Here is a 20,274-nt window from a genome sequence, read left to right as displayed (position 1 = left end):
TCAAATAAAAAAGAAAGGAACATGAGAAAAAGATTAAAATAAAATGAGAAATTAAAGATCACTTGAATTTTCTAGTGATTTTTTTTAGCTAATTTTATTATATTTTGAATAAACGGCGCTTTTGCATTTGTATATGAAGCACGATCAAACGGATATGTAGCTGCAAGTTTCTCTTTTAATTCTCTATATTCAATTTGTGCCCATTTATGTTCTATAAGAAAATCACGAAATAAAATGTTATTCTTCCACTCCTCACTATTATAAATATAAACATGTAAATGATGAGTACCAGCTCTCCATTTTCCCTTTCTAAAAAAACGCCAATTAGGTGTTTCTTTTGGGACATATTCATATCCAATTTGTAATAGCGCTTCAATCCACTTTTCGGTAATTTGCAAATCCGTTACGCCAATCATCATATCTATAATAGGTTTCGCTCCTAATCCCTCTACAGATGTACTTCCAATATGTTCAATAGCAATACAATCTCCTCCGAATAAAGAAATATATTTCTCTTTTTCTATTACATACTCTTCCTGCCAGTCATTTTGATATGGTTTAATTACGATTTGTTGTTCCACTTTTTCAACCTTCTTATAATTATTTATTATTATATTTATAAAATTTCATGTGATTAACATAGGATTTTCACAAAATATGTCGAATACTGAAATATACAACTTAATTATAATAAATGCGAGGTATATTATGAAAGCTAATCCAGTTGAAATTCAGTTGAATCTAATAACATTCCAATTAAAAGAACATCATAATTTTGATTGGCTTACGAAATTAGGAACCGTATTTGCGGTTTTTGACCAACAAGATTCAGGGAATCTATCTTTCGGGGTAGAAAAAGATGGGCATAAGAAATTTATTAAATATGCAGGAGCAAATACAATTGCATATAACGGCAAGATCAGTGATGCTATTGATAAATTAAAAAATTCAGTTTCCCTATATGAGGCATTACAGCATGAATCACTTATAAAACTAATTGAGCATTTTCCTGTTCAATCTGGATATGTATTAATTTTCGATTGGTTTGATGGTGAATGTCTTCATTCGCATTGGAGTTTTCCGTCCCCTGAGAAATATAAAAATCCAAACTCTCCATTCTATAAATTTAAGCATTTATCAGTTATGGAACGAATTCAATCCTTAAATTCTATTTTTTCTTTCCATACATATGTCGAAGAGAAAAACTATGTAGCAATAGATTTTTATGACGGTAGTATTTTATATAATTTCCATACAAATGAAACGCTGATTTGTGATATAGATTTATACAATAAGAAACCCTACGTAAATACAATGGGACGACTATGGGGATCCTCGCGTTTTATGTCCCCTGAGGAATTTCAGCTAAACGCTATCATTGATGAGAGAACAAATGTATTTAATATGGGGGCAATGGCTTTTGCTCTTTTAGGTGGTGAAAAAGATCGTTCTTTTATAAAATGGGAAGCAAGTAAGGAGTTATATGAGATAGCTTTCCGTGCTGTAAGTGAAAACCGTACGGAACGATATGCATCAGTTGAAGAATTTTATGAAGAATGGTTAAACGTAGCAAATGCTAAAAAGATATAAACTTATATTATTAAAAGCAAAAAGTTTCTACTATAATCATGTATAATACATATGAAATAGAAATTCAAAATAATGAGGCATATATTATGAACTTTGTTTATATTAATCAAAATGTATTAAATAATCTTCTTTATATTTTAAGTAGTATATTTATTTTCTATTTTATATATGATAGCGGGCGCTATTTGAAGAAATATAAAAAACTACTTATTATCCTTTGTACGAGTATCCCTCTTATTTTATGTATGCGTTATCCGATCTATATGGATGAAAATTGTATTCATGATTTAAGACAAATACCAGTTATAGTTGGTACACTTTATGGTGGATTCCCTGTCGGTATCATTTTGTTTGCTATTTTATTAATTACAAGAATTTCATTTTATGGATTTAGTATGTTAACCATACTCGTGTATGGCACAATGTTTATCATTACAGCATTCGCATCCGCAAAATTTAATACATATAATAGAAAACTTAAAGTAGCTTATGCAATGTTTTTAACATTTTTTCTAGCAATATTTACAACTGTAATTGTATTAACTTTATCGGATTTTGAAGTGAATAATTTATACATTATTTATTTCATAATATTACCGACTATTTTGATGTTATTTGCAATTTATTTTAATGAAGTTTTAAAAGACGCAATATGTATGCGAGTGAAGCTAATAAAAATGGAAAAAATGGAGATTGTTAGCCAACTGGCTGCTAGTATATCGCACGAAGTAAGAAATCCCTTAACTGTCGTAAAAGGATTTACACAGCTTTTAAAAACACCGAATTTAACTCCTGAATCGAGAGACGAGTATATTAAACATATACTTGAAGAGTTAAATCGTGCCCAAGAAATTATCGATGATTACTTAACGTTTGCCAAGCCTGCTCCAGAAAAATTAGATCATATTTCAGTAGAACAAGAGTTAAATCGAGTTATTAATATGATTTTGCCATTATGTAATATGAATACAATACATATTACAAAAGATTTCTCTAAGGCAACGATTGTTGGTAATAAGCAGCACTTTCAACAATGTTTTTTAAACTTAATAAAAAATGGTATTGAAGCAATGCCTAATGGTGGTACTTTAAATATCTCTTCATCTATTAGTAATAATAAAGTTATCATACGAATTGAGGACAGCGGCATTGGTATGTCACAAGAGCAAATAAATCGATTTGGCGAACCATATTTTAGTACAAAAACGAAAGGTACAGGTTTAGGTACCATGGTTGCTGTTAAAATCATTGAAACGATGCAAGGTAGTTTGAAAATCCGAAGCGTTATTAATAAGGGTACATCTTTGACAATTACATTCCCAAAATGGAATACGAACTCATCTGAAAACAAATAAAAAAGGAGCATAATGGCTCCTTTTTTATTTGTTTCGATACATAAGTATCTTCTATGTTTTTTTAGTTTACATTTATGGAGACTAATAGAAATTAGTACCCTCCGCCCCAGCAGCTGCATCCTACGATAATTAATAAAATAAATAACACAACTAATAAAGCGAAACCTCCACCAAAACCACAAGAACCACCGTAACTCATAATTTCTCCTCCTTTTGGTTTGAAAACTAATAGGTAGTTGATCATTTTAACTGGTTCGTATTATACATTATGTAAATATCCCTTTTTTGAGCATGTCTACAAAAAAATAAATAAAAGCACTCATTTGAGAGTGCTTTAAAATGGATACCAAAAGTTTTGAAATACATGTAACTTTAAATATACTGCTACAATTAAAATAAAAACACCTACAAATAAAGCAATGAAATCCCCACTTTTTGCTTTATTTGTATAAAACCACGTACGTTTATCCGTTTTTCCAAATCCTCTTAAATCCATTGCATTTGAAACTGTATCGATTCTCTCTAGTGAATGAATAATTAAAGGCCAAAAAATTAAGACACGATTTTTCATACGAGTCCATAAACTTGCTTCTCCTTTTTCAAAGGCTACTCCTCTCGCCTCTTGTGCATGTTTAATAACTTTATATTCGGACTGAATATCAGGTATATAACGTAACGCAATTTTTATTGCATAGGTTATCTTATAATGAATTCGAAATTTACTTAAGCTACTCACAAATTCACTTGGATCAGTCGTATAAATAAAAATAAGTGTAAATGGTAATAACGTAAAATATTTTAATGAAAGTGTAGCCGCATAAAATAATGTTTCATAAGTAATTGTCGCATATCCGATTTGTAAAAACGAAGTATATGATTCAGTTAATTCAGACCCATGGGTTGGTGTAATAAATAAAATCATGACAGAATTTAATAAACTAAATGTAAATATAACACTAAAAACAATTAAAATTTTACGACATGGAATTTTTGCAATTTGAAGTCCGATACAACCAATCATAAATACAATAAACAATATACGAAAATCAAAAAACAAAAAAGTAAGCGTCATACAAAAAATAAATAACAACAATTTCACTGCTCCATCCATACGATGAAAGTATGTACTATACAAGTTCCTCCCTCCTAGTAACCTCAAAATAAAGTTCTATAAACCTTTCAGGATAGGCAATCCCGCTAAAATTAACTAGTTTGAATAAAGAACTTTCCCTTAGGTTCGCTCTTTGTAGCGTTTTTGAATGACCTAATACGATAGACGCAGTATTATTTGCAATAATTTCCCCTTCATGTAAAATGATTGCTCTGTCTGCATATTCTAATGCGAGATTCATATCGTGTGTGATAAAAATAAAAGATATTCCCTTTACAGCTAGTTTTTTAATAAACGACATAAATTGTTTGTAATGATAATAATCTTGTCCCGCTGTCGGTTCATCTAAAATGATTAATTTCGGATTTGTTGTTAGTACAGATGCAATTGTTACTCTCTTTTTTTGTCCATAACTTAATGCCTGAATTGGCCAATTACGAAATGGATACAAACCACAAATTTTTAACGTTTCTTCCGCTCTAAGCTTAATTTCTTCCTTTGAAACCTTTTTTAATTTTAATGTGAATGAAACCTCTTCTATCACAGTCGGTTGCGTAATCATGTGATTTGGATTTTGCATCACATAAGATATGACTTCACCACGTTTACGAATAGACCAAGAATTAATATTTACTCCATCAAATAAAATCCTATCATTTTTTGTTTTGTTTATGCCTATAAGACTATGAGCTAATGTTGATTTTCCAGCGCCATTATGACCTAAAAGTGCTACAATTTCTCCTTCTTTTATTGAGAAATTTATATTTTCTAATACTTTTTGTTTATTAGGATAGGAGAACGATAAATTTTCTACTTTTAATAACTCTTTATTGGTAGGAGTGCTTTTACAAAAAGCTTGCTTCTCCATCCACTCATTTATTGCGCTACTTACACTTTCTCTTTGAAGATTCTCGAGTGGATATATTACGGCATTATTACTATCAAAAGGTAATCTCTTTAATCCTTCTATGTACATAGGTTCTCTTAAGCCGATAGATGGTAATATATTTGACGTTAATATCTCTTCTGGAGTGCCTATCGCAATAATTTCCCCGTCATCCATTAAAATGATTTTATCTAAATCCAGATTTAACATTTCCTCTATACGGTGTTCAATAATTACAATAGTTTTATTATATTGTTTATGTATATCTTTAATAAGTTCTATTGTATGTAAGCTACTTACAGGATCTAAATTCGCTAAAGGTTCATCAAATAATAATATATCGGCATTCGTTGTTAACAACCCCGCTAGAGAAACAGTTTGTTTTTGTCCCCCTGATAATTCATGTGGACTTTGTTTATGAAAAGAATGCATCTTTACCTTTTTTAATGAATCTGAAACAATTTTTTTCATAGTGTTTTGATTTACACATTCATTTTCTAAATAAAAAGCTACATCTTCTTCTACTGTAAGACCAATAAATTGAGCATCTTGATCCTGCAAAATTGTTCCTACCTGTTTACTCTGTTCAAAAATACTCCCTTTCCTCGGGTCTTTTCCAGCAATTAAAATATTCCCAGTACAAATCCCTTCATAAGAAAACGGGATTAGCCCATTAATACAATGAGCTAACGTTGACTTCCCTGAACCACTACGTCCAGCAATTAATACTTTTTCCCCAGGATATATATGAAACGTAATGTCTTTTACAGTAGGCTGCGCCGCATGCTCATATTGAAAGCTGAATTGTTCAAAAGAAATAATTGGTTGCATGTTAACATCCCTACTTTTCAATTTTTAAATGTGTATGTTTCTTATTAGACTTAGCTAGACCTATTGTAATTGGTAACCCAAGTACTAAAAATACAATAACATCCGCAATTGTTGCTCCTAATACTTGTATAACAATTTTGTCAAACGGTTCTCCCATCACAATAATATCGAATGCACCAGCAAATATAATAGCAATGACAATACCAAGTAACCCCACAATAGCTAAATAAGAAATATTCCCCTTATTATACGTCCCGTTTTTCACACTAAAGCCAACTCTTTTTTGAATGAGTCCCATTGCAAAGCCGATAATGCCTGAACTAATAACCCATCCCCACCAAATACCCCAACCAGCGATTGTATCCGTTACGGTATGACCGATAAGTCCTATTAACAGCCCTGCCACTGGGCCAAATAACGCTCCAAAAACAGTTAAAATAGCTAATGCAGGTTTAATAAATGTATTTGGTGCAATAGAAAATCCCCAAAGTCCTAATATCCCGTATAATGCTGCTCCAATTCCGATTGCCACTACTAACTTCGTTGATAATTTGTTCATTACAATTCCCCTCTCATATTAGTCAACTTTTATTACTCTATATTTATTTTGAAAATGAATTATGCATCGACACTTCCTTTCTATACAACAAAAAATGACCCCTTATATAAGAGGTCATTTTCTTTCACGTTCAAGAATCCTCTTATCTTCCAAAAAACACATCGTGTCCTCTGCGGAATTAGCACCTTCCTATAAATGTGCATAGGGGTTGCTGAGGTTTCATAGGGCCGTTCCCTCCACCTCTCTGGATAAGTATTAATTTGTAATTCGTATTATGGCACTAAGAAGAATAAATTTCAATACTTTTCTAATTATTTTTATTTTTTGTTAAATGATGCATTTAAATCATTGTATTCTTATCGGAATTATGAAATAATGAACTCAAAATTGTTTCGGGAGGAATGTATGATGAAAGTAATTGGTTTAATTGGTGGACTAAGTTGGGAATCTACATCGTTATACTATAAACATATTAATACACTTACACTCTCTCAATACGATCAAAATGCAAAGCTTGTTTTATATAGCATGGATTTTGGCGAGGTAACTTCTTTATTACAAAATCATCAATATGAAGAAGTGAAAAATGAATTAGTTACCGTTGCAAAAAAGGTTGAAAATTCCGGGGCTGAATGTTTATTAATGTGTTCCAATACAGTCCATTTATTTGCTGAAGAAGTAGAACAGGCAATATCAATACCACTCCTTCACATCGGTGATGTAAGTGCTAAAGAAATGGTAGCGCATAATATAAAACGTATTGGACTATTAGGAACGAGACAAACGATGGAACAAGACTTCTATAAATCTCGTCTAGCGAATTATAACATTGAGACAATTATCCCAATTAAAGAAGATAGAGATTTTATACATCATGTTATTTTAAATGAATTAAGTAAAGGAATTATTTCAGAATCATCAAAAGAAAAGCTATTACAAATTGCAAAATCATTAATTCAAAATGGTGCAGAGGGTATATTACTTGGATGTACTGAAATTCCTTTGCTTATTTCTCAAAACGACCTTACTGTACCTGTTTTTGATACTGCTTTAATACATGCAAATACTGCTGTGCAGTTTGCGGGATAAGAATATAAAAGCATAAAGGTAGCATCTCTATGCTTTTATATTGTCCAAACTATTTATTTAAAAGAGCTTTAATAACTTCGATTGCTTCTTTTGAACCACCGCATTCTAAAAAACTATCATTCAGTTTTCGTATACCATGTTTATACTTTTCATTTGAAAGAACGTCTATTACCGCTTCATTTAGAGTTTGCACATTAACATGCTCTTTCAATAATCTATGTGCTGCTTCCAGCTCAGTTAATCTTTGTGCTATCATTGGTTGGTCTTTATCATGTGGAATTATGACAAATGGGACATTAAAATAAATAGCATCGTGCACACTATTCATGCCGCCATGTGTAATAAAAACATCTGCTTCACTTAATATTTCTGATTGTGGTACGTATGAAGCAATTACAAAATTGTCTGGCGCTTTCTTAATTTTAGAACGATCATTTCTATCACCAATTGCCATTACAACTATTCCATCAAAATCTGAAAAAGTATCAATGCAAGTATTAAAGAATGGTTCGAGTCCTTCAAGCAGTGTTCCCATTGAGATATAAATAACTTTCTTATTTTTAAGTAATTCAAGTGGAAACTCTACATTTGTTTTACGCTTTGAAATACTCGGTCCAATAAAAATGTTATTTTCTCCGAACGCATCGCTATTAGGTTGAAAATATCGACTTGTGTACACGAGAGAAATATCACCCTTATTATGCATAAATTGAAGATTATTTTTGGGCTTTACTCCAAATTCGTGTTCTATTTGATATAATAACTTTTCAGAAAGTTCATCAGGTTGAAATTGTATTTCTGCATTTGGATGAAAAGGTAAAGTCTCCAAAAATTCTGGAGGAATTAAAAATATAGGAGAAGAAACTACGCCTGGAATTTGTAAATACTCCTTTACTAACTCTCCGGCACCAAATATATCATAAATGACGAAATCAAAATTTATTCTTTCACATAATTGTTTTGTAATTTTTAATATATATAAAGAAGTTTGAACATGTACATAAAAGAAAGAATTCAGCCCAGATGAAGTTTCATTATCAATAGAAATCTCCTTTAATAAATCTGGATGGGTATATACAGTCGCTCCCAAATCTTCAATTCTGCCTTTAAAGTGTTCTGTTGTAATATAATGTACATGATCCCCCCGTTCAGTAAAGGCTTTGACTAAACCCAATGTAGGATTCACATGTCCTTCTGCTGGAAAATTAACCACTAAAATATTTAGCACTTATTTCTCACTCCTTACATTTCAATACTCTTATTAATCATACTGTAAATATTACCGTCAATCTCCACCTAATAGTCCTAATATGCTTGCTACTTAAGGTTGATAAATAATTGTCAGTCAATAACAAAAAAAGCATCTACATAAGTAGATGCCTAACCGTGATAAGGAGTGTTCTGTGAGGATAGAATAAGCTTTTCAGCTTGTCCTATGCTATCAATATATGATTTATTTTATAAAAGGTGAATAATTGATAGAATTATTTCACCCATTTTATTCAATTAAATAGATAATATACTATTTCTACTTTACCTATTATACCTCGTTTCTAATTTATTCCTATGAAAAAACGCCTCTAGTTCACATGATTGCTAGAGACGCTTCGTACATTTTAATTCTCTTTAGGATCATCTATTTTTGGCGATTCTCCACTTAAACGCTTGTTTTTCAATTCGAAATAAGCATCTAAAACTTCTTTTCCAATATCAGAGTTAATGCCAGATTTATCATTAATAACCCATGGTACAACTACAGAGAACGCTACTTCCGGATTATCATATGGCGCATATCCTGCTAACGTTAAATTATAACATTCCCTTCTCTCGCCTTTTTCATTTCTTCCGATATCACTTTCACCACCGTAAACTGTCTGTGCTGTCCCTGTTTTACCTGCTGGTTTATACGATGCTTTTTGGAACGCCCTTACTCCAGTTCCATCACCTTCTTGGAATACCCTTCTAAATCCTTCTTTTACTTGATTTATATATTCCTCTTTCATATCTATTTTATTTAAAACGATTGGCTCTACTGAATGTACCACTTTACCAATTTCATCTTTTTGCGACGTTTGCTCTCTAACCTCTTGAACAATTTGCGGCTTCATTCGATATCCACCGTTTGCGATTGTTGAAATATACTGTACAAGTTGAAGCGGTGTATACGTGTCATATTGACCAATTGAGTAGTCTAATAAGAAACCTGGTTGGTTATCTTTTTTACCAATTTGTCCAGCTGTTTCATTTGGTAAATCGATACCCGTTGGAACACCTAATCCAAATTGCCTAAAATAATACCTCATTTTATCAAAGTACTCCTGTTTAATATTTAATGAGCTATTTTTCACATAATCCACACCTGCAATTTTTAATGCTGTATGAAACATATAAACGTTTGAAGAAACTTGTAACGCTCTTAAATCATCAATATTTCCGAACTCTTTCCAAGATTTTTTTTCCTTAGTTCCTTTAAACTTCATTGGTGCATCATAAAAATAAGTACCTGGTGTTATAGCTTTTGTTTCAAATCCAGTTAAAACTGTCGCACCTTTCACTGTAGATCCAAGCTCGTATGAACTAGTCATTGTGCCTAATGCATAGTCTTCAACTTCTGTTTTCCCATCTTTTTCTACAAGTCTTTTCCCAGCCATTGATAATACTTGTCCGTTTTTCGGATTCATCATTACAACGAAAGCACGGTCCAACATCGATTCTGAACCTTTATATGCTTTTAATATTTTTTCAATACTTTCTTCTACTTTTTTCTGCAGCTCCATATCTATTGTTAAAGTTAAGTTCTTACCGCTTTTCCCCTCAGAAACTGTTTCCGTTCTAATTGTATTACCTTGTTTATCAGCAACGCTTCTTACTTCTCTTTTTGCCCCATGAAGTACATCTTCGTATTGCTGCTCGATATAACTTTTTCCAACCCTATCATTTCGGCTATAATCACGTACCAAGTAGTAATCTAATCGTTCACTCGGTAATCCTTCATCGGAATTAGAAACATTTCCAAGAACGGATCGGAATAATCCATCATTTACATACACTCTCTCCCAATCAACCGATACGTCTACTCCTGGAAGATTCGCTAAACCTTCACTAATTATAGTAAATTCTTTTTCACTAACATCTTTTTTAATAATTTGAGGAGCCATTTGATAGCCTGCAGTCATCTTACTTTTAATAGCTAACACTTTTATATCTTTATCTGTTAATTCCTGAAGATTTTTATTTGTAACTCGTTTTCTTTTTAACTCTTCTATTTTTTTATCTAGCTTCTTACCGCTAATATCCTTCTCTCTAAATGTATCTATTTCTTTTTTAGATACTAGATTTTCAGCCAGTTTCGGATTTAATTGCATCCAAAAATCTTTCTTATCTGTCTCAGTTAACTTAGTAATATCTTCTTGCGGCATTTCAATTATATCTGCAAGTTGTCTTGCAGTTTTTAATATATCTTCTGATTTTACACCTTTCATCTTTGTGTACGTGACCGTTCGTAAAGATTTATTATCAACAACCGGATTTCCTTCACGATCAAATATTTTCCCGCGCGGGACGGAAAGACTCACAGTTGCATTTTCTCTCTTTTCTACTTCATTTTTATACGTCTCTCCATCGAGAATTTGCACTTTCCCTAACTGTATAATCATTACAGAAAATAATAAAAATACACAAAGAAATAAAATGTTTAACCGCGTCGGTATTGCTCTACCACTTTTTTTCTCTTGCTTATTCACTTTGTCATAATCTCCTCCTTACAGTATTCCTCATAATAATAGAATCTATATATTAAAAGTAATGCACATTTTCTATACAGTACTTTATACAAATTTTAATATACCGATAAAAACTTAATAGAAATTAAAACAAAGGTAAAGAAAAGGTAAAGTTTACTAAATTAAATATAAAAATACCCAATGAAAAAGTTTAGCTTTTTTTCATTGGGTATTTAATCATTTATTTAAGAATGAATGCTAGAACGTATCGATATACATCTATCATCACAATTTGATAGAGGTTCTTTACTCTGAACTTTCGGCAAGTAAATCGTTACTGTTGTCCCGACACCAACCTCACTCATAATACTTATATTTCCTTGATGGCTTTCAATAATTTTATAACTTAACATTAATCCAATACCGGTACCTTTTTCTTTCGTACTATAAAAAGGCTCACCTAATCTCTTAATTCTTTCTTCAGGTATTCCTATTCCTTCATCAATTACATGAATAATGACACCATCATCGTTTATTTCTTTTATGTGGATTGTAATTTTCCCACCATTTGGCATAGCTTCGATAGAATTTTGCAAAATATTAATAAACACTTGTTTCAATTGATTTTCTGAGCATTCAATACTTATATCGTTGGATTCTGCATATAATTCGACTTGAATATTTGTCATAATTGCTTTTGTATTCATTAACGATACGACATTTTTATAAACTTGATAAATATTTTTTTGTTCTGTATTCATTTCATCTGTTTTAGCAATTGACAAAAATTCTTGGAGGATCGCCTCTATTCTTTCAATTTCCGAAAGCATTAGATCAAAATATTTTTCTTGATCCTCTTTATTAATTTGGAATAACTGTATAAACCCTTTTATGACTGTTAATGGATTCCGCACTTCATGAGCTACACCCGCTGCTAATTGACCGATTGCTGCAAGTGTATCTGATTTATTTAGTAATTCTTCTGTCTTTTTTCGCTCTGTAATATCACGTACAATGATCATTATTTTATCATGTAATAATGGTAAGCATCTAGCTTCAAAGAAATCGACACTCCCATTAATTGTAAGTGGATATTCAACAATTACATTCGTTCCTTTTTCCTTCACTTGATGAATTGCTTCCTGAAACTGTTGTGCTACTGGAGAAGGTAATACTTCGAAAAACTTTTTTCCCATAAAAGCTTCTGCCGGTACGTAAAATTTCGAAGGGGATCCTGCTTTATAATCTATAATTGTGCCATCATCTTCTGTTAAAAAACATAAATCTGGTAAAGCCTTAAAAATTAATTCCAATTCAGACGTTTGTTGTTTTAACTGCTCTTCTATCGCTTTTAAATGTGTAATATCTACACCGACAGCCCAGTAGCTATACCCTGTCACAGGAAACTGTTCCGATATATTGGACCACATGATTGTTTTAATTTCACCATTTTTACATGTTAAGTGCATTTCCCAATCCCTGAAATTTTTTCCACAAGTTAAAAATTTCGTTTGTATTTGGTGACGATAATTATGATCTGGGTACAATAATTGAAGGGCATTTGGATTTCCTATTATTTCTTCAGCGGTATAACCTGTTACAATTTCACACTCCCGATTCCACAAAACAAACTCTCCATTATAATCAAGCGCATCAACCATAACAGGCATGTTTTGTAAAATCGTATGTAGTTCCTCCTCTTTTCGAGTAAACAACATTGTATTTTTGCTTTGAAATACTTTTGTTGCTCCATCAATAATTAGATTTGAAAGCATTTCAAAGTATTTTTGACAATTGTAAATTTCGCTTTTGTTGGACCATACTACAAAAGATCCTAAATGTTGATTGTATAAAAAAATGGGGATTTCAATTTTGGGAAGTTTACATATTTTCGTCTCATTTATTCCAAAAGAAAATATACATTCTTTTTCAGCATCAAGAAGTTGATGTGATATGTTGGTTAATTTATAAAACTGTTCTGCCATGGTTTCTATTGTACTCACATCAATAAGTTCCATTAGCCGCGCATTCATTCCTTTTTCACCTCAATATGTAAAATTAATACAAATTCAAAATTTATACTTCTCCATTATACGAAGAATGTGCCTTTAGGTATATAGCTGTAGAATAATTATTCGAACAAATTTTATTTTTCAATTAAAAACAGAAAAGAATTCGCATGAAAAATGAACTTTTAATCCATTTGTATTTACTCATCTCATACATGGTTTTCATATGAGAGTAATACATATCACCTTTAGTTGTATAAAAATACAAAAAAAAATAAAGTTCATAAAATTTTCACAATTAACATGAAAAATATAAACATTTATTCCAATATATTCTATATAATAAAAAGTAATAAGGCTTCTATGAATCTCATAGAATACCTTACCCCTAATAAAAAGAAAAAAAGAATCTATTTGGATTCTTTTTTTCTTTTTATATTACATTACATATTTATTTAAGGCATGTGCAACACCGTGTTCTTCATTTGATAAGGTTTCGTATTGACACATCGCTTTTATTTCTTCTACTGCATTCCCCATTGCAATTGATATATTCGCTTTTTCCATCATGGAAACATCGTTTAGCCCATCACCAATCGCTACAGTATTTTCGACTGGAATATTCAGGTGTTCTGCTAAAGTATATAAGCCATTTCCTTTTTGGGCATCACGATGATTAATCTCTAAATTATGCCAATATGAAGATGTAATTGCTAAATCAGTATTATGCAGAAACGCTGCTTTTAACTTTTGTAATTTTTCTATGTCATAAGAAAATGGTAAAAGTTTATGCACATGTATATCAGTTTCTACAATTGGTTTACAACTTTCTGCACTATGAAATGCTGTATGTTCAAGATATAATGCTGCAATCGTTTCTAACTCTTTCACATCAAAACTTTCTTTTGAATTCTTCACATATTCGATCTCATTACGCACACTCTCTACGCCATAATCTGGTACATATACACCTTTATTAGTATAAAGCTGATAATATAAGCCATTCTCTTCAAGATAGTCTACAATCTCAAGTGCCTGCATATTTTCAATTGGATATCTCTTCATCATTTTTTTATCTTTATATATAAGCGCACCATTTTCCGCAATAATTGGACAGTCTAAATTAACCTCTAACAACAATCTTTCAATATCAACAATAGAACGCCCTGTACAAATTGTTACAACATGGCCAGCTTCCTGACATTTTCGAATTGCATCTGCATTCTCTTTACTAATCATTTTATTCCCTGAAAGAAGAGTTCCATCTAAATCAATTGCGATTAATTTCATTATTTCTTCACCACTTTCTTTAAATACACGAGTTCAATTAAACAAAAGGTATCGTTTTCATAATGATCTCGTGAAGTACTCCTTATTTATAATTTATGAAAAGCGTTTCAGGTCAAGAAATAATTATAAATAAAATCCAAAGCTTTTGCTTTGGATTTTAAACTATGAATTATAACTAATATATTTTGTCTCACACATGTACACATTTTTTTCTTCAGTTGGGACATATACTTTAAACTTTTCTAAACGTTTTCCGTAAATATGAATCGTGACAACGCTTTCGTTTTCAGCTATTTCAAGAATATGACAATCTGCTGGTGGAATAACTGTATCTGTTTCTCCTTCTCCCAAATAAAGATTTTCTGTATGCGTTAAATAAACAAGTGAATTTTCAAGCTGCTTAGTTTGTATAAAATTCTGCACCATTATCCTTCCTGTAAAAACACCTTCTACTCCCCATGTACCATCATGATCATGTAAAGGTGTAGATTGTCCATCTTTCCATACAAGAGCTAATACTTCAAATCGCTTTAAAGGATCTTCATATAATAAATGTCGTGCATATTGAGCCGAATTCGCCTTCTGTTTTTCTAGTGGAAGCCATGTTTTCTTTTCTAAAAGTTCTGCTAGTAATTTTTCAATCGCACAAACAATTTGCTCTTTTAACAAATTACTATCAATTAAATCCGTTACAGCTTTAATAAATGTTTGAAACGTTTTACTTCCTTTACACGTTAACATAAGCATCCTCCTCTACTCTTTTCACACACTTCCATATTAAATAGGCCACTAAAAATTCACAATTGAGAAATAAAAAAACAAGGTACAATAATTTTGCACCTTGCTGATCAGGTTATTGAGTTGTCAAGCGAATAGGTAAGAATTTCAAAGTTTGTTCATTAAACTCTTCAACGATATTAACCTCACTATATTTCCCGATATGTTGTACAAGTTCATTTGCGATAGACTGATATGTAAATATAATAAAAAACGAATGATTAATAGAAATATTCTACGCCACTCGTTTTTTATCGGACTTCTTTTTACTGTACTTTTATTTTCTTTATGAGTTATTAGAAAAATAATTGTCTATATAAGTCTTTATTTTTTCAAAATCCTTTTCCATAAATAAGATTGCTGGTACTTCAATTATTGGAAGATTATTTTCATTATCAAAAGGTGGACACGGTTTGGGAACTACCAAATAGTCAACTGAGTTTTTATCCCTAATATAATTAACTGAAACATCATAATAATCAGAAAAATATCCCTTCAAATCATCCTGATTCCTTAAAAATGGTAGAGAAAATATTGAACCATAATTTATACCAGCGTCGACAATTAATACAAAGCATATTTTTTTCATGATACACCCTCCTCGTATAATAAGTTTTAAGTTAATAACTGTTCCTTGAAAATTAAATAGTTTTTATCTTCAAGAGCTACATCAAAAAAATGATGTATGGGTAAAATTTAGTCTTGGATAAGGTAACACTGATAAAAACAGGTTTCCTTTTTCTTTATATTCAATTAAATTATATCATTATTTTACATGAATTTCCAGACTTTGTCTTTTTTATTTTATTGGTAAACTTATGCTTAGCATGAATTGGAGGGATATATATGATAGATTATAGAATAATTTCAAGAGAAAACTATTCAAATAAAATTGGAAAGCTTGTAACAATGCTTGAACATACAAGAGATGTTACATTGAGCGAAATCTCCAATTTAAACCAAAGTGATTTAGATTTCTTACCAAACGGTAGTTCAAACACTATTGGTACTCTCTTATCACATATTGCAGCGATGGAGTTTGTTCATCAAGTTATCTCGTTGAAAAAGAGATTTAACTGAAAGTGAATATCTAAAGTGGCGAATTATTACAGAAGTCATTGAATTTAGTAAATCACGTATTGAACATGAATTGCTCTGGATTACATCACTTATGAAGAAAATATGAAAAAATAAAAAAAAGTTAAAAACAATGAATGAAAATGAGATTTATTATCAATACTATAATTAATAAAAGGGCAACCACGATTTGGCTACCCTTCAAAATTTTATATTTCTGGATCGAAAGTTTTGCAATCTGTTTCTTCCGTAGTAGATGCATGTTTCCCTTTATTACTTACTACATAAATTGCATCTGCACTACATTTATTGCCGTTAGCCCAAAATTTACAGTTGTTTACTTCACATAAAACGTCTTGTGCCATAGTATCACACCTCCTTGTTCTAATATCATTAACAAAATTCGGAGGTATGATACTCTTTGTTATGCATTTTTTATTACCTTTTTAGCTTTCTTAATGGTTCAATGTCTCCTTGAACAATAGCATCTATATTTTCTGTTATTTTTTCAATGTCAAAATGCCACCATTGAATTTGCAATAATTCTTCTATTATTGTATTTGTAAATCGTTCCTTTATTTTATTGGCAGGGTTTCCGCCAACAATTGTATATGGTGCGACGTCTCTAGTCACAACAGATTTAGCTGCAATTATCGCACCATCCCCTATTTTTATTCCGGGCATAATCGTTGTATCCATACCTATCCAAACGTCATTTCCTATAACTGTATCACCTTTGTATGGTAAATCAGACAAATTAGGTGTATAATTCTCCCACCCATTTCCAAATATATTAAATGGATATACCGAAAATCCATCCATCCGATGATTCGCTCCGTTCATAATAAAGGTAACTCCATTTGCAATACAACAAAACTTTCCAATGGTAAGGCAATCTCCAAGAAATTCATAATGATGTAATACTCGATCTTCAAATGTTTCTCCATCTTTCGCATCATAATAAGAATAGTCTCCAATGAGTATATTAGCTTTTGTTATTGTATTTTTTATAAATTGGACATTTTGATTTCCTTCAATAGGGTACTTAACATTTGGATTAGGATTCATTTTGTACAACACTACCTTTATCACTTATTTCATTTTCTATTGCTATTACTGGCTTTAAATTGTATATCGGTAAAATAAACAGTAAACCAATAATAAATAATAGAGCTGTGCCCTCATACATCGTACTTAATGAGAACATCTCCTTCAATGAGCCCGCAATACTCATCGTTACTACCATTGACCCTGTAAATAATGGACTTAAAATACCGTTTACCCTTCCAATAAAATCTGTATCGCTATTTTGAATAATGAGCGTATTAATGCCTATTTGGATACATGGGAGAGCTAAACCACTAAAAAGTTGTGCTGTAAGTGTCACCCATAAGTTTGTCGAATAACCTATAATACCAATGCCAATCGCCTGACCGAGCATCCCTACAATTAACATCTTTTGCGGAGCAACATTTTTCGCAAATACCATTGCTAAAGCTCCACCAACAATCATTCCTGCACCATTTACTGTTAGTAACCATTGTAAACTCTCTTTTGATAGCCCTAACTGCTCAGTTACAATAAATATACCCAGTGGCTGAATTAAACCGATACCTAGTCCTGCTGCCATAAAACAAAGCCCTAGCAAAGTTAATGCTTTTTTCTTTTTTACATATTTAATACCGTCTAGCATTTCCTGTAATAGCGTCATTTCTTTCTTCTCATTATCGTTCTCAAGATCTTTCGGAAGAAATAACAACACCGCTGCAGCCAGTAAAAAAGCGATACCTGTGATGATGATTGAAATATAAATTCCAAAACTATGAAAAATAAACGTCCCTAGTATTGGCCCTAACACCATAAAAATCGCAAATATTGTTTGATATATAGACATCGCCAATTGGATTTGTTCCGTTGATAAATGCTGTTTAAACAACTTCATACCCGATGGTTGAGAAAACTGCGAAAGGATTGCAGAAATAAGCGTGACAAAAAATACGATTTTCCATGTGCCAAACATAAGTGTAATTAATACAACGAATACGGAAATGGAACTTAACGTTTCACACCATATCATTGTCTTCTTTGGCTTCCACCTATCAGCAAACGTACCACCAATGAATGAGAAAATAAAAATGGGAGCAAATTCAGCAACTGAAATCATTGAAATAGCAAAAGCATCACCTTTCGTCATTTCCATTACATACAGTAATACGGCAAAGTTTCGAACCCATATTCCAATTTGTAAAAATAATGCTGAAGCTAAAATTCCCTGTACAAATCTATTTTTCAATACTTGTGATACCCCATTATTTTGTTTCGTTACTACATTTGTCGACATAAAAAAGCCTCCTATTTCGTGTTCTGAACAGGAGGCAGCACAAATCATATAAAAAGACTATATATTCGCAGAGCGAAATACATCCCTTTTCTATACATGTACAGACTAACCCTATTCAGAAGAATATTTCGTTTTTTAACGAAGATCTCTTACAAATAGAATTAGTTGATCATTGGGATGTTTTCACCCTTCCGTTTCGAATTTAAATAACACATACATACTCTATGTAAATCATTTTCTATGTATGCATGTCTAAAAATAAATATTCTAGAATGTTAATGGTAATTCCTCTAAAGAACGCATTAAATAATTCCCCTGCCATTTAATATCTTCACGATTCCCTTTTATTTGTAATTCAGGCATCCGATTAAACAAAGTAGTAATAGCAATCTTTGCCTCCAACCTAGCAAGTGGAGCGCCTAAGCAGAAATGGCTACCATGCCCAAAGGCAATGTGACGATTATTCTCCCGAGTAATATCGAATACTTCTGGGTTTTCAAATACTGTTTCATCACGGTTTGCCGAAGCTAATGCAATGACAACCATATCCCCTTTTTGGATTGTTTGTTCGTGAATTTGAAAAGGTTCAGATGCCCATCTTGCAGTTGTAACCTCAACTGGAGAATAATAACGCAATCCTTCTTCAATTGCAGAATCAATTAATTTTGGATTATCTTTCAATAACTGTAATTGATTTGGATTTTCAAGAAGTGCTAATACCGTATTCGTAATTAAATTCACTGTTGTCTCATGTCCTGCTACGATTAATAGCATTATCATTGAATATAGCTCTGGAGCACTAAGTTTATGCCCTTCATTTTCTGCAAGTATTAGCGCACTAACCAAATCTTCTTTTGGATCTTTTCGTTTTACATCAACTATATATTGAAGATATGTAATAAACTCAGATAGTTGTTTTTCGGTTTCTTTTATTTCTTCAGGTGTTTCTGGCGATGCAATAACAGCATGAGACCAAATTCTAAATTTAGCTTGATCTTCTTTTGGAATACCAAGCATTTCACTTATTACAATAATCGGTAAAGGGAACGAATAATCATCCACAAGATTTAAAGTGCCTTTTCGCTCTATCTCACTTATTAAATCATCCGCTATTCTCTGAATTCTCTCGTCTAATTGTGCAATCATCTTCGGTGTAAAAGCTTTTTGAACTAAAGATCGTAAACGACTATGATTAGGTGGATCTGAATTTAACATGTGAGTTGTTAAATGATCACTATTGTCAACGGAAAGATACATGTTCGTTGTATCTTGAGGAAACACATTTGTCATATCTTTTTTCAAACGATTATCTTTTAAAAGTGGCAGAGCATCTTCATATCTTGTAATGAGCCATTCTTTACCGAGTTCAACTTCATTTACAAATAATATAGGTTGCATTTTTCGCGATTCTTTATAAATTTCATAAGCATCTTCTTTAAACTGCGCTGAAGCTAAATTAATACCATCCTCTATTCTTTGCCCAACTTTGTTTTTCATTGACATTGTATCCCCTCACTCTCATTTTTTTGAAAACGAACCAACAGTTGCATTATACTCTAATAAAAACGTGAAAATTGTAAATTTTTAATCAAAATCTTACTTCGTATATTGAAAAATAAAAAAGTGAGAGAGTAAAA

Annotated in this window: 19 protein-coding genes, 1 pseudogene and 1 riboswitch; of the genes and pseudogenes, 5 read left to right on the top strand and 15 right to left on the bottom strand. The window is 31.6% G+C overall.

Going from position 1 to position 20,274, the window contains the following annotated elements; genetic code table 11:
• Positions 1 to 71 precede the first annotated feature (71 nt).
• Positions 72 to 581 carry a GrpB family protein gene (locus tag ACHZK0_RS12580; protein ID WP_395761631.1) on the bottom strand — a complete coding sequence of 170 codons (510 nt, stop codon included), beginning with the start codon at positions 579 to 581 and terminating at the stop codon, positions 72 to 74.
• Positions 582 to 708: 127 nt separating this feature from the next.
• On the opposite strand from ACHZK0_RS12580, the gene ACHZK0_RS12575 reads away from it, so the two are divergent.
• Together ACHZK0_RS12575 and ACHZK0_RS12570 are read left to right on the top strand one after the other, a co-directional pair.
• Entirely contained in the window at positions 709 to 1,590 is an 882-nt protein-coding gene (locus ACHZK0_RS12575; protein WP_270344358.1) for a serine/threonine protein kinase, read from the top strand.
• A gap of 86 nt (positions 1,591 to 1,676) precedes the next feature.
• Entirely contained in the window at positions 1,677 to 2,945 is a 1,269-nt protein-coding gene (locus ACHZK0_RS12570) for a LytS/YhcK type 5TM receptor domain-containing protein (protein ID WP_395761630.1), read from the top strand.
• 91 nt (positions 2,946 to 3,036) lie between these two features.
• Here the strand turns inward: ACHZK0_RS12570 and ACHZK0_RS12565 are convergent, their stop codons facing one another.
• From ACHZK0_RS12565 to ACHZK0_RS12550, 4 genes are all read right to left on the bottom strand, one after another.
• Entirely contained in the window at positions 3,037 to 3,144 is a 108-nt protein-coding gene (locus ACHZK0_RS12565) for a YjcZ family sporulation protein (protein ID WP_000120182.1), read from the bottom strand.
• A 135-nt stretch (positions 3,145 to 3,279) separates the two neighbouring features.
• Entirely contained in the window at positions 3,280 to 4,080 is an 801-nt protein-coding gene (locus ACHZK0_RS12560) for an energy-coupling factor transporter transmembrane component T family protein (protein ID WP_262743323.1), read from the bottom strand.
• Positions 4,073 to 5,773, bottom strand: a complete 1,701-nt coding sequence (locus ACHZK0_RS12555) for an ABC transporter ATP-binding protein (protein ID WP_270344086.1) — start codon at positions 5,771 to 5,773, stop codon at positions 4,073 to 4,075. Before ACHZK0_RS12555 ends, ACHZK0_RS12560 begins: the two co-directional genes overlap by 8 nt.
• Positions 5,774 to 5,783: 10 nt before the next feature.
• Positions 5,784 to 6,332, bottom strand: a complete 549-nt coding sequence (locus tag ACHZK0_RS12550; RefSeq protein ID WP_262743321.1) for an ECF-type riboflavin transporter substrate-binding protein — start codon at positions 6,330 to 6,332, stop codon at positions 5,784 to 5,786.
• Between the two features lie 139 nt (positions 6,333 to 6,471).
• Positions 6,472 to 6,587: riboswitch (SAM riboswitch) on the bottom strand.
• A 150-nt stretch (positions 6,588 to 6,737) separates the two neighbouring features.
• Here ACHZK0_RS12550 and ACHZK0_RS12545 point away from each other — a divergent pair.
• Complete coding sequence (locus tag ACHZK0_RS12545) at positions 6,738 to 7,421, top strand: aspartate/glutamate racemase family protein (protein ID WP_262743320.1); 684 nt, start codon at positions 6,738 to 6,740, stop codon at positions 7,419 to 7,421.
• 49 nt (positions 7,422 to 7,470) lie between these two features.
• Here the strand turns inward: ACHZK0_RS12545 and ACHZK0_RS12540 are convergent, their stop codons facing one another.
• From ACHZK0_RS12540 to ACHZK0_RS12515, 6 genes are all read right to left on the bottom strand, one after another.
• The gene (locus ACHZK0_RS12540) at positions 7,471 to 8,649 is read right to left on the bottom strand and encodes a macrolide family glycosyltransferase (RefSeq protein WP_262743319.1); all 1,179 of its coding nucleotides are present in this window, start codon (positions 8,647 to 8,649) and stop codon (positions 7,471 to 7,473) included.
• A 388-nt stretch (positions 8,650 to 9,037) separates the two neighbouring features.
• A complete protein-coding gene (locus ACHZK0_RS12535; protein ID WP_270607850.1) occupies positions 9,038 to 11,164 on the bottom strand; it encodes a peptidoglycan D,D-transpeptidase FtsI family protein in 2,127 nt (708 codons plus the stop codon).
• 224 nt (positions 11,165 to 11,388) lie between these two features.
• On the bottom strand, positions 11,389 to 13,176 hold the full coding sequence (locus tag ACHZK0_RS12530) for an ATP-binding protein (RefSeq protein ID WP_395761629.1): 1,788 nt from the start codon (positions 13,174 to 13,176) through the stop codon (positions 11,389 to 11,391).
• Positions 13,177 to 13,590: 414 nt separating this feature from the next.
• A complete protein-coding gene (locus ACHZK0_RS12525; protein WP_061678519.1) occupies positions 13,591 to 14,442 on the bottom strand; it encodes a Cof-type HAD-IIB family hydrolase in 852 nt (283 codons plus the stop codon).
• Between the two features lie 162 nt (positions 14,443 to 14,604).
• Positions 14,605 to 15,183 carry a cysteine dioxygenase gene (locus ACHZK0_RS12520; protein WP_395761628.1) on the bottom strand — a complete coding sequence of 193 codons (579 nt, stop codon included), beginning with the start codon at positions 15,181 to 15,183 and terminating at the stop codon, positions 14,605 to 14,607.
• A gap of 322 nt (positions 15,184 to 15,505) precedes the next feature.
• Positions 15,506 to 15,808: a hypothetical protein gene (locus tag ACHZK0_RS12515; protein ID WP_262743493.1), complete on the bottom strand. Its 303-nt coding sequence runs from the start codon at positions 15,806 to 15,808 to the stop codon at positions 15,506 to 15,508.
• A gap of 257 nt (positions 15,809 to 16,065) precedes the next feature.
• Here ACHZK0_RS12515 and ACHZK0_RS12510 point away from each other — a divergent pair, with 257 nt between their 5' ends.
• Positions 16,066 to 16,299 carry a hypothetical protein gene (locus ACHZK0_RS12510; protein ID WP_395761627.1) on the top strand — a complete coding sequence of 78 codons (234 nt, stop codon included), beginning with the start codon at positions 16,066 to 16,068 and terminating at the stop codon, positions 16,297 to 16,299.
• A 25-nt stretch (positions 16,300 to 16,324) separates the two neighbouring features.
• A pseudogene (locus ACHZK0_RS12505) lies at positions 16,325 to 16,405 on the top strand (PadR family transcriptional regulator); the annotation flags it as partial.
• A gap of 100 nt (positions 16,406 to 16,505) precedes the next feature.
• Here the strand turns inward: ACHZK0_RS12505 and ACHZK0_RS12500 are convergent.
• From ACHZK0_RS12500 to ACHZK0_RS12485, 4 genes are all read right to left on the bottom strand, one after another.
• Positions 16,506 to 16,661, bottom strand: a complete 156-nt coding sequence (locus ACHZK0_RS12500; RefSeq protein WP_000046092.1) for a DUF1540 domain-containing protein — start codon at positions 16,659 to 16,661, stop codon at positions 16,506 to 16,508.
• 73 nt (positions 16,662 to 16,734) lie between these two features.
• Complete coding sequence (locus tag ACHZK0_RS12495) at positions 16,735 to 17,364, bottom strand: Vat family streptogramin A O-acetyltransferase (protein ID WP_262743491.1); 630 nt, start codon at positions 17,362 to 17,364, stop codon at positions 16,735 to 16,737.
• Positions 17,354 to 18,637, bottom strand: a complete 1,284-nt coding sequence (locus ACHZK0_RS12490) for an MFS transporter (protein ID WP_262743490.1) — start codon at positions 18,635 to 18,637, stop codon at positions 17,354 to 17,356. The genes ACHZK0_RS12495 and ACHZK0_RS12490 overlap by 11 nt, the downstream gene beginning before the upstream one ends.
• A 267-nt stretch (positions 18,638 to 18,904) precedes the next feature.
• Positions 18,905 to 20,140, bottom strand: coding sequence for a cytochrome P450 family protein (locus ACHZK0_RS12485; protein WP_262743489.1), 1,236 nt, complete (start codon positions 20,138 to 20,140; stop codon positions 18,905 to 18,907).
• Positions 20,141 to 20,274: the final 134 nt, after the last annotated feature.

The organism is Bacillus sp. 3G2, from assembly GCF_044324725.1.
In the GTDB taxonomy this organism is placed as follows: Bacteria; Bacillota; Bacilli; order Bacillales; family Bacillaceae_G; genus Bacillus_A; species Bacillus_A mobilis.
Note: the sequence above shows the minus strand (reverse complement) of the source record. Positions and strands in the feature narration are given on the sequence as shown.

Bases quoted from the DNA above. Each gene is read 5' to 3' on its own strand.
- ACHZK0_RS12575 (WP_270344358.1), top strand. From the start codon at position 709: ATGAAAGCTAATCCAGTTGAAATTCAGTTGAATCTAATAACATTCCAA.
- ACHZK0_RS12570 (WP_395761630.1), top strand. From the start codon at position 1,677: ATGAACTTTGTTTATATTAATCAAAATGTATTAAATAATCTTCTTTAT.
- ACHZK0_RS12565 (WP_000120182.1), bottom strand. From the start codon at position 3,144: ATGAGTTACGGTGGTTCTTGTGGTTTTGGTGGAGGTTTCGCTTTATTA.
- ACHZK0_RS12555 (WP_270344086.1), bottom strand. From the start codon at position 5,773: ATGCAACCAATTATTTCTTTTGAACAATTCAGCTTTCAATATGAGCAT.
- ACHZK0_RS12550 (WP_262743321.1), bottom strand. From the start codon at position 6,332: ATGAACAAATTATCAACGAAGTTAGTAGTGGCAATCGGAATTGGAGCA.
- ACHZK0_RS12545 (WP_262743320.1), top strand. From the start codon at position 6,738: ATGATGAAAGTAATTGGTTTAATTGGTGGACTAAGTTGGGAATCTACA.
- ACHZK0_RS12530 (WP_395761629.1), bottom strand. From the start codon at position 13,176: ATGAATGCGCGGCTAATGGAACTTATTGATGTGAGTACAATAGAAACC.
- ACHZK0_RS12525 (WP_061678519.1), bottom strand. From the start codon at position 14,442: ATGAAATTAATCGCAATTGATTTAGATGGAACTCTTCTTTCAGGGAAT.
- ACHZK0_RS12520 (WP_395761628.1), bottom strand. From the start codon at position 15,183: ATGTTAACGTGTAAAGGAAGTAAAACGTTTCAAACATTTATTAAAGCT.
- ACHZK0_RS12515 (WP_262743493.1), bottom strand. From the start codon at position 15,808: ATGAAAAAAATATGCTTTGTATTAATTGTCGACGCTGGTATAAATTAT.
- ACHZK0_RS12510 (WP_395761627.1), top strand. From the start codon at position 16,066: ATGATAGATTATAGAATAATTTCAAGAGAAAACTATTCAAATAAAATT.
- ACHZK0_RS12500 (WP_000046092.1), bottom strand. From the start codon at position 16,661: ATGGCACAAGACGTTTTATGTGAAGTAAACAACTGTAAATTTTGGGCT.
- ACHZK0_RS12495 (WP_262743491.1), bottom strand. From the start codon at position 17,364: ATGAATCCTAATCCAAATGTTAAGTACCCTATTGAAGGAAATCAAAAT.
- ACHZK0_RS12490 (WP_262743490.1), bottom strand. From the start codon at position 18,637: ATGTCGACAAATGTAGTAACGAAACAAAATAATGGGGTATCACAAGTA.
- ACHZK0_RS12485 (WP_262743489.1), bottom strand. From the start codon at position 20,140: ATGTCAATGAAAAACAAAGTTGGGCAAAGAATAGAGGATGGTATTAAT.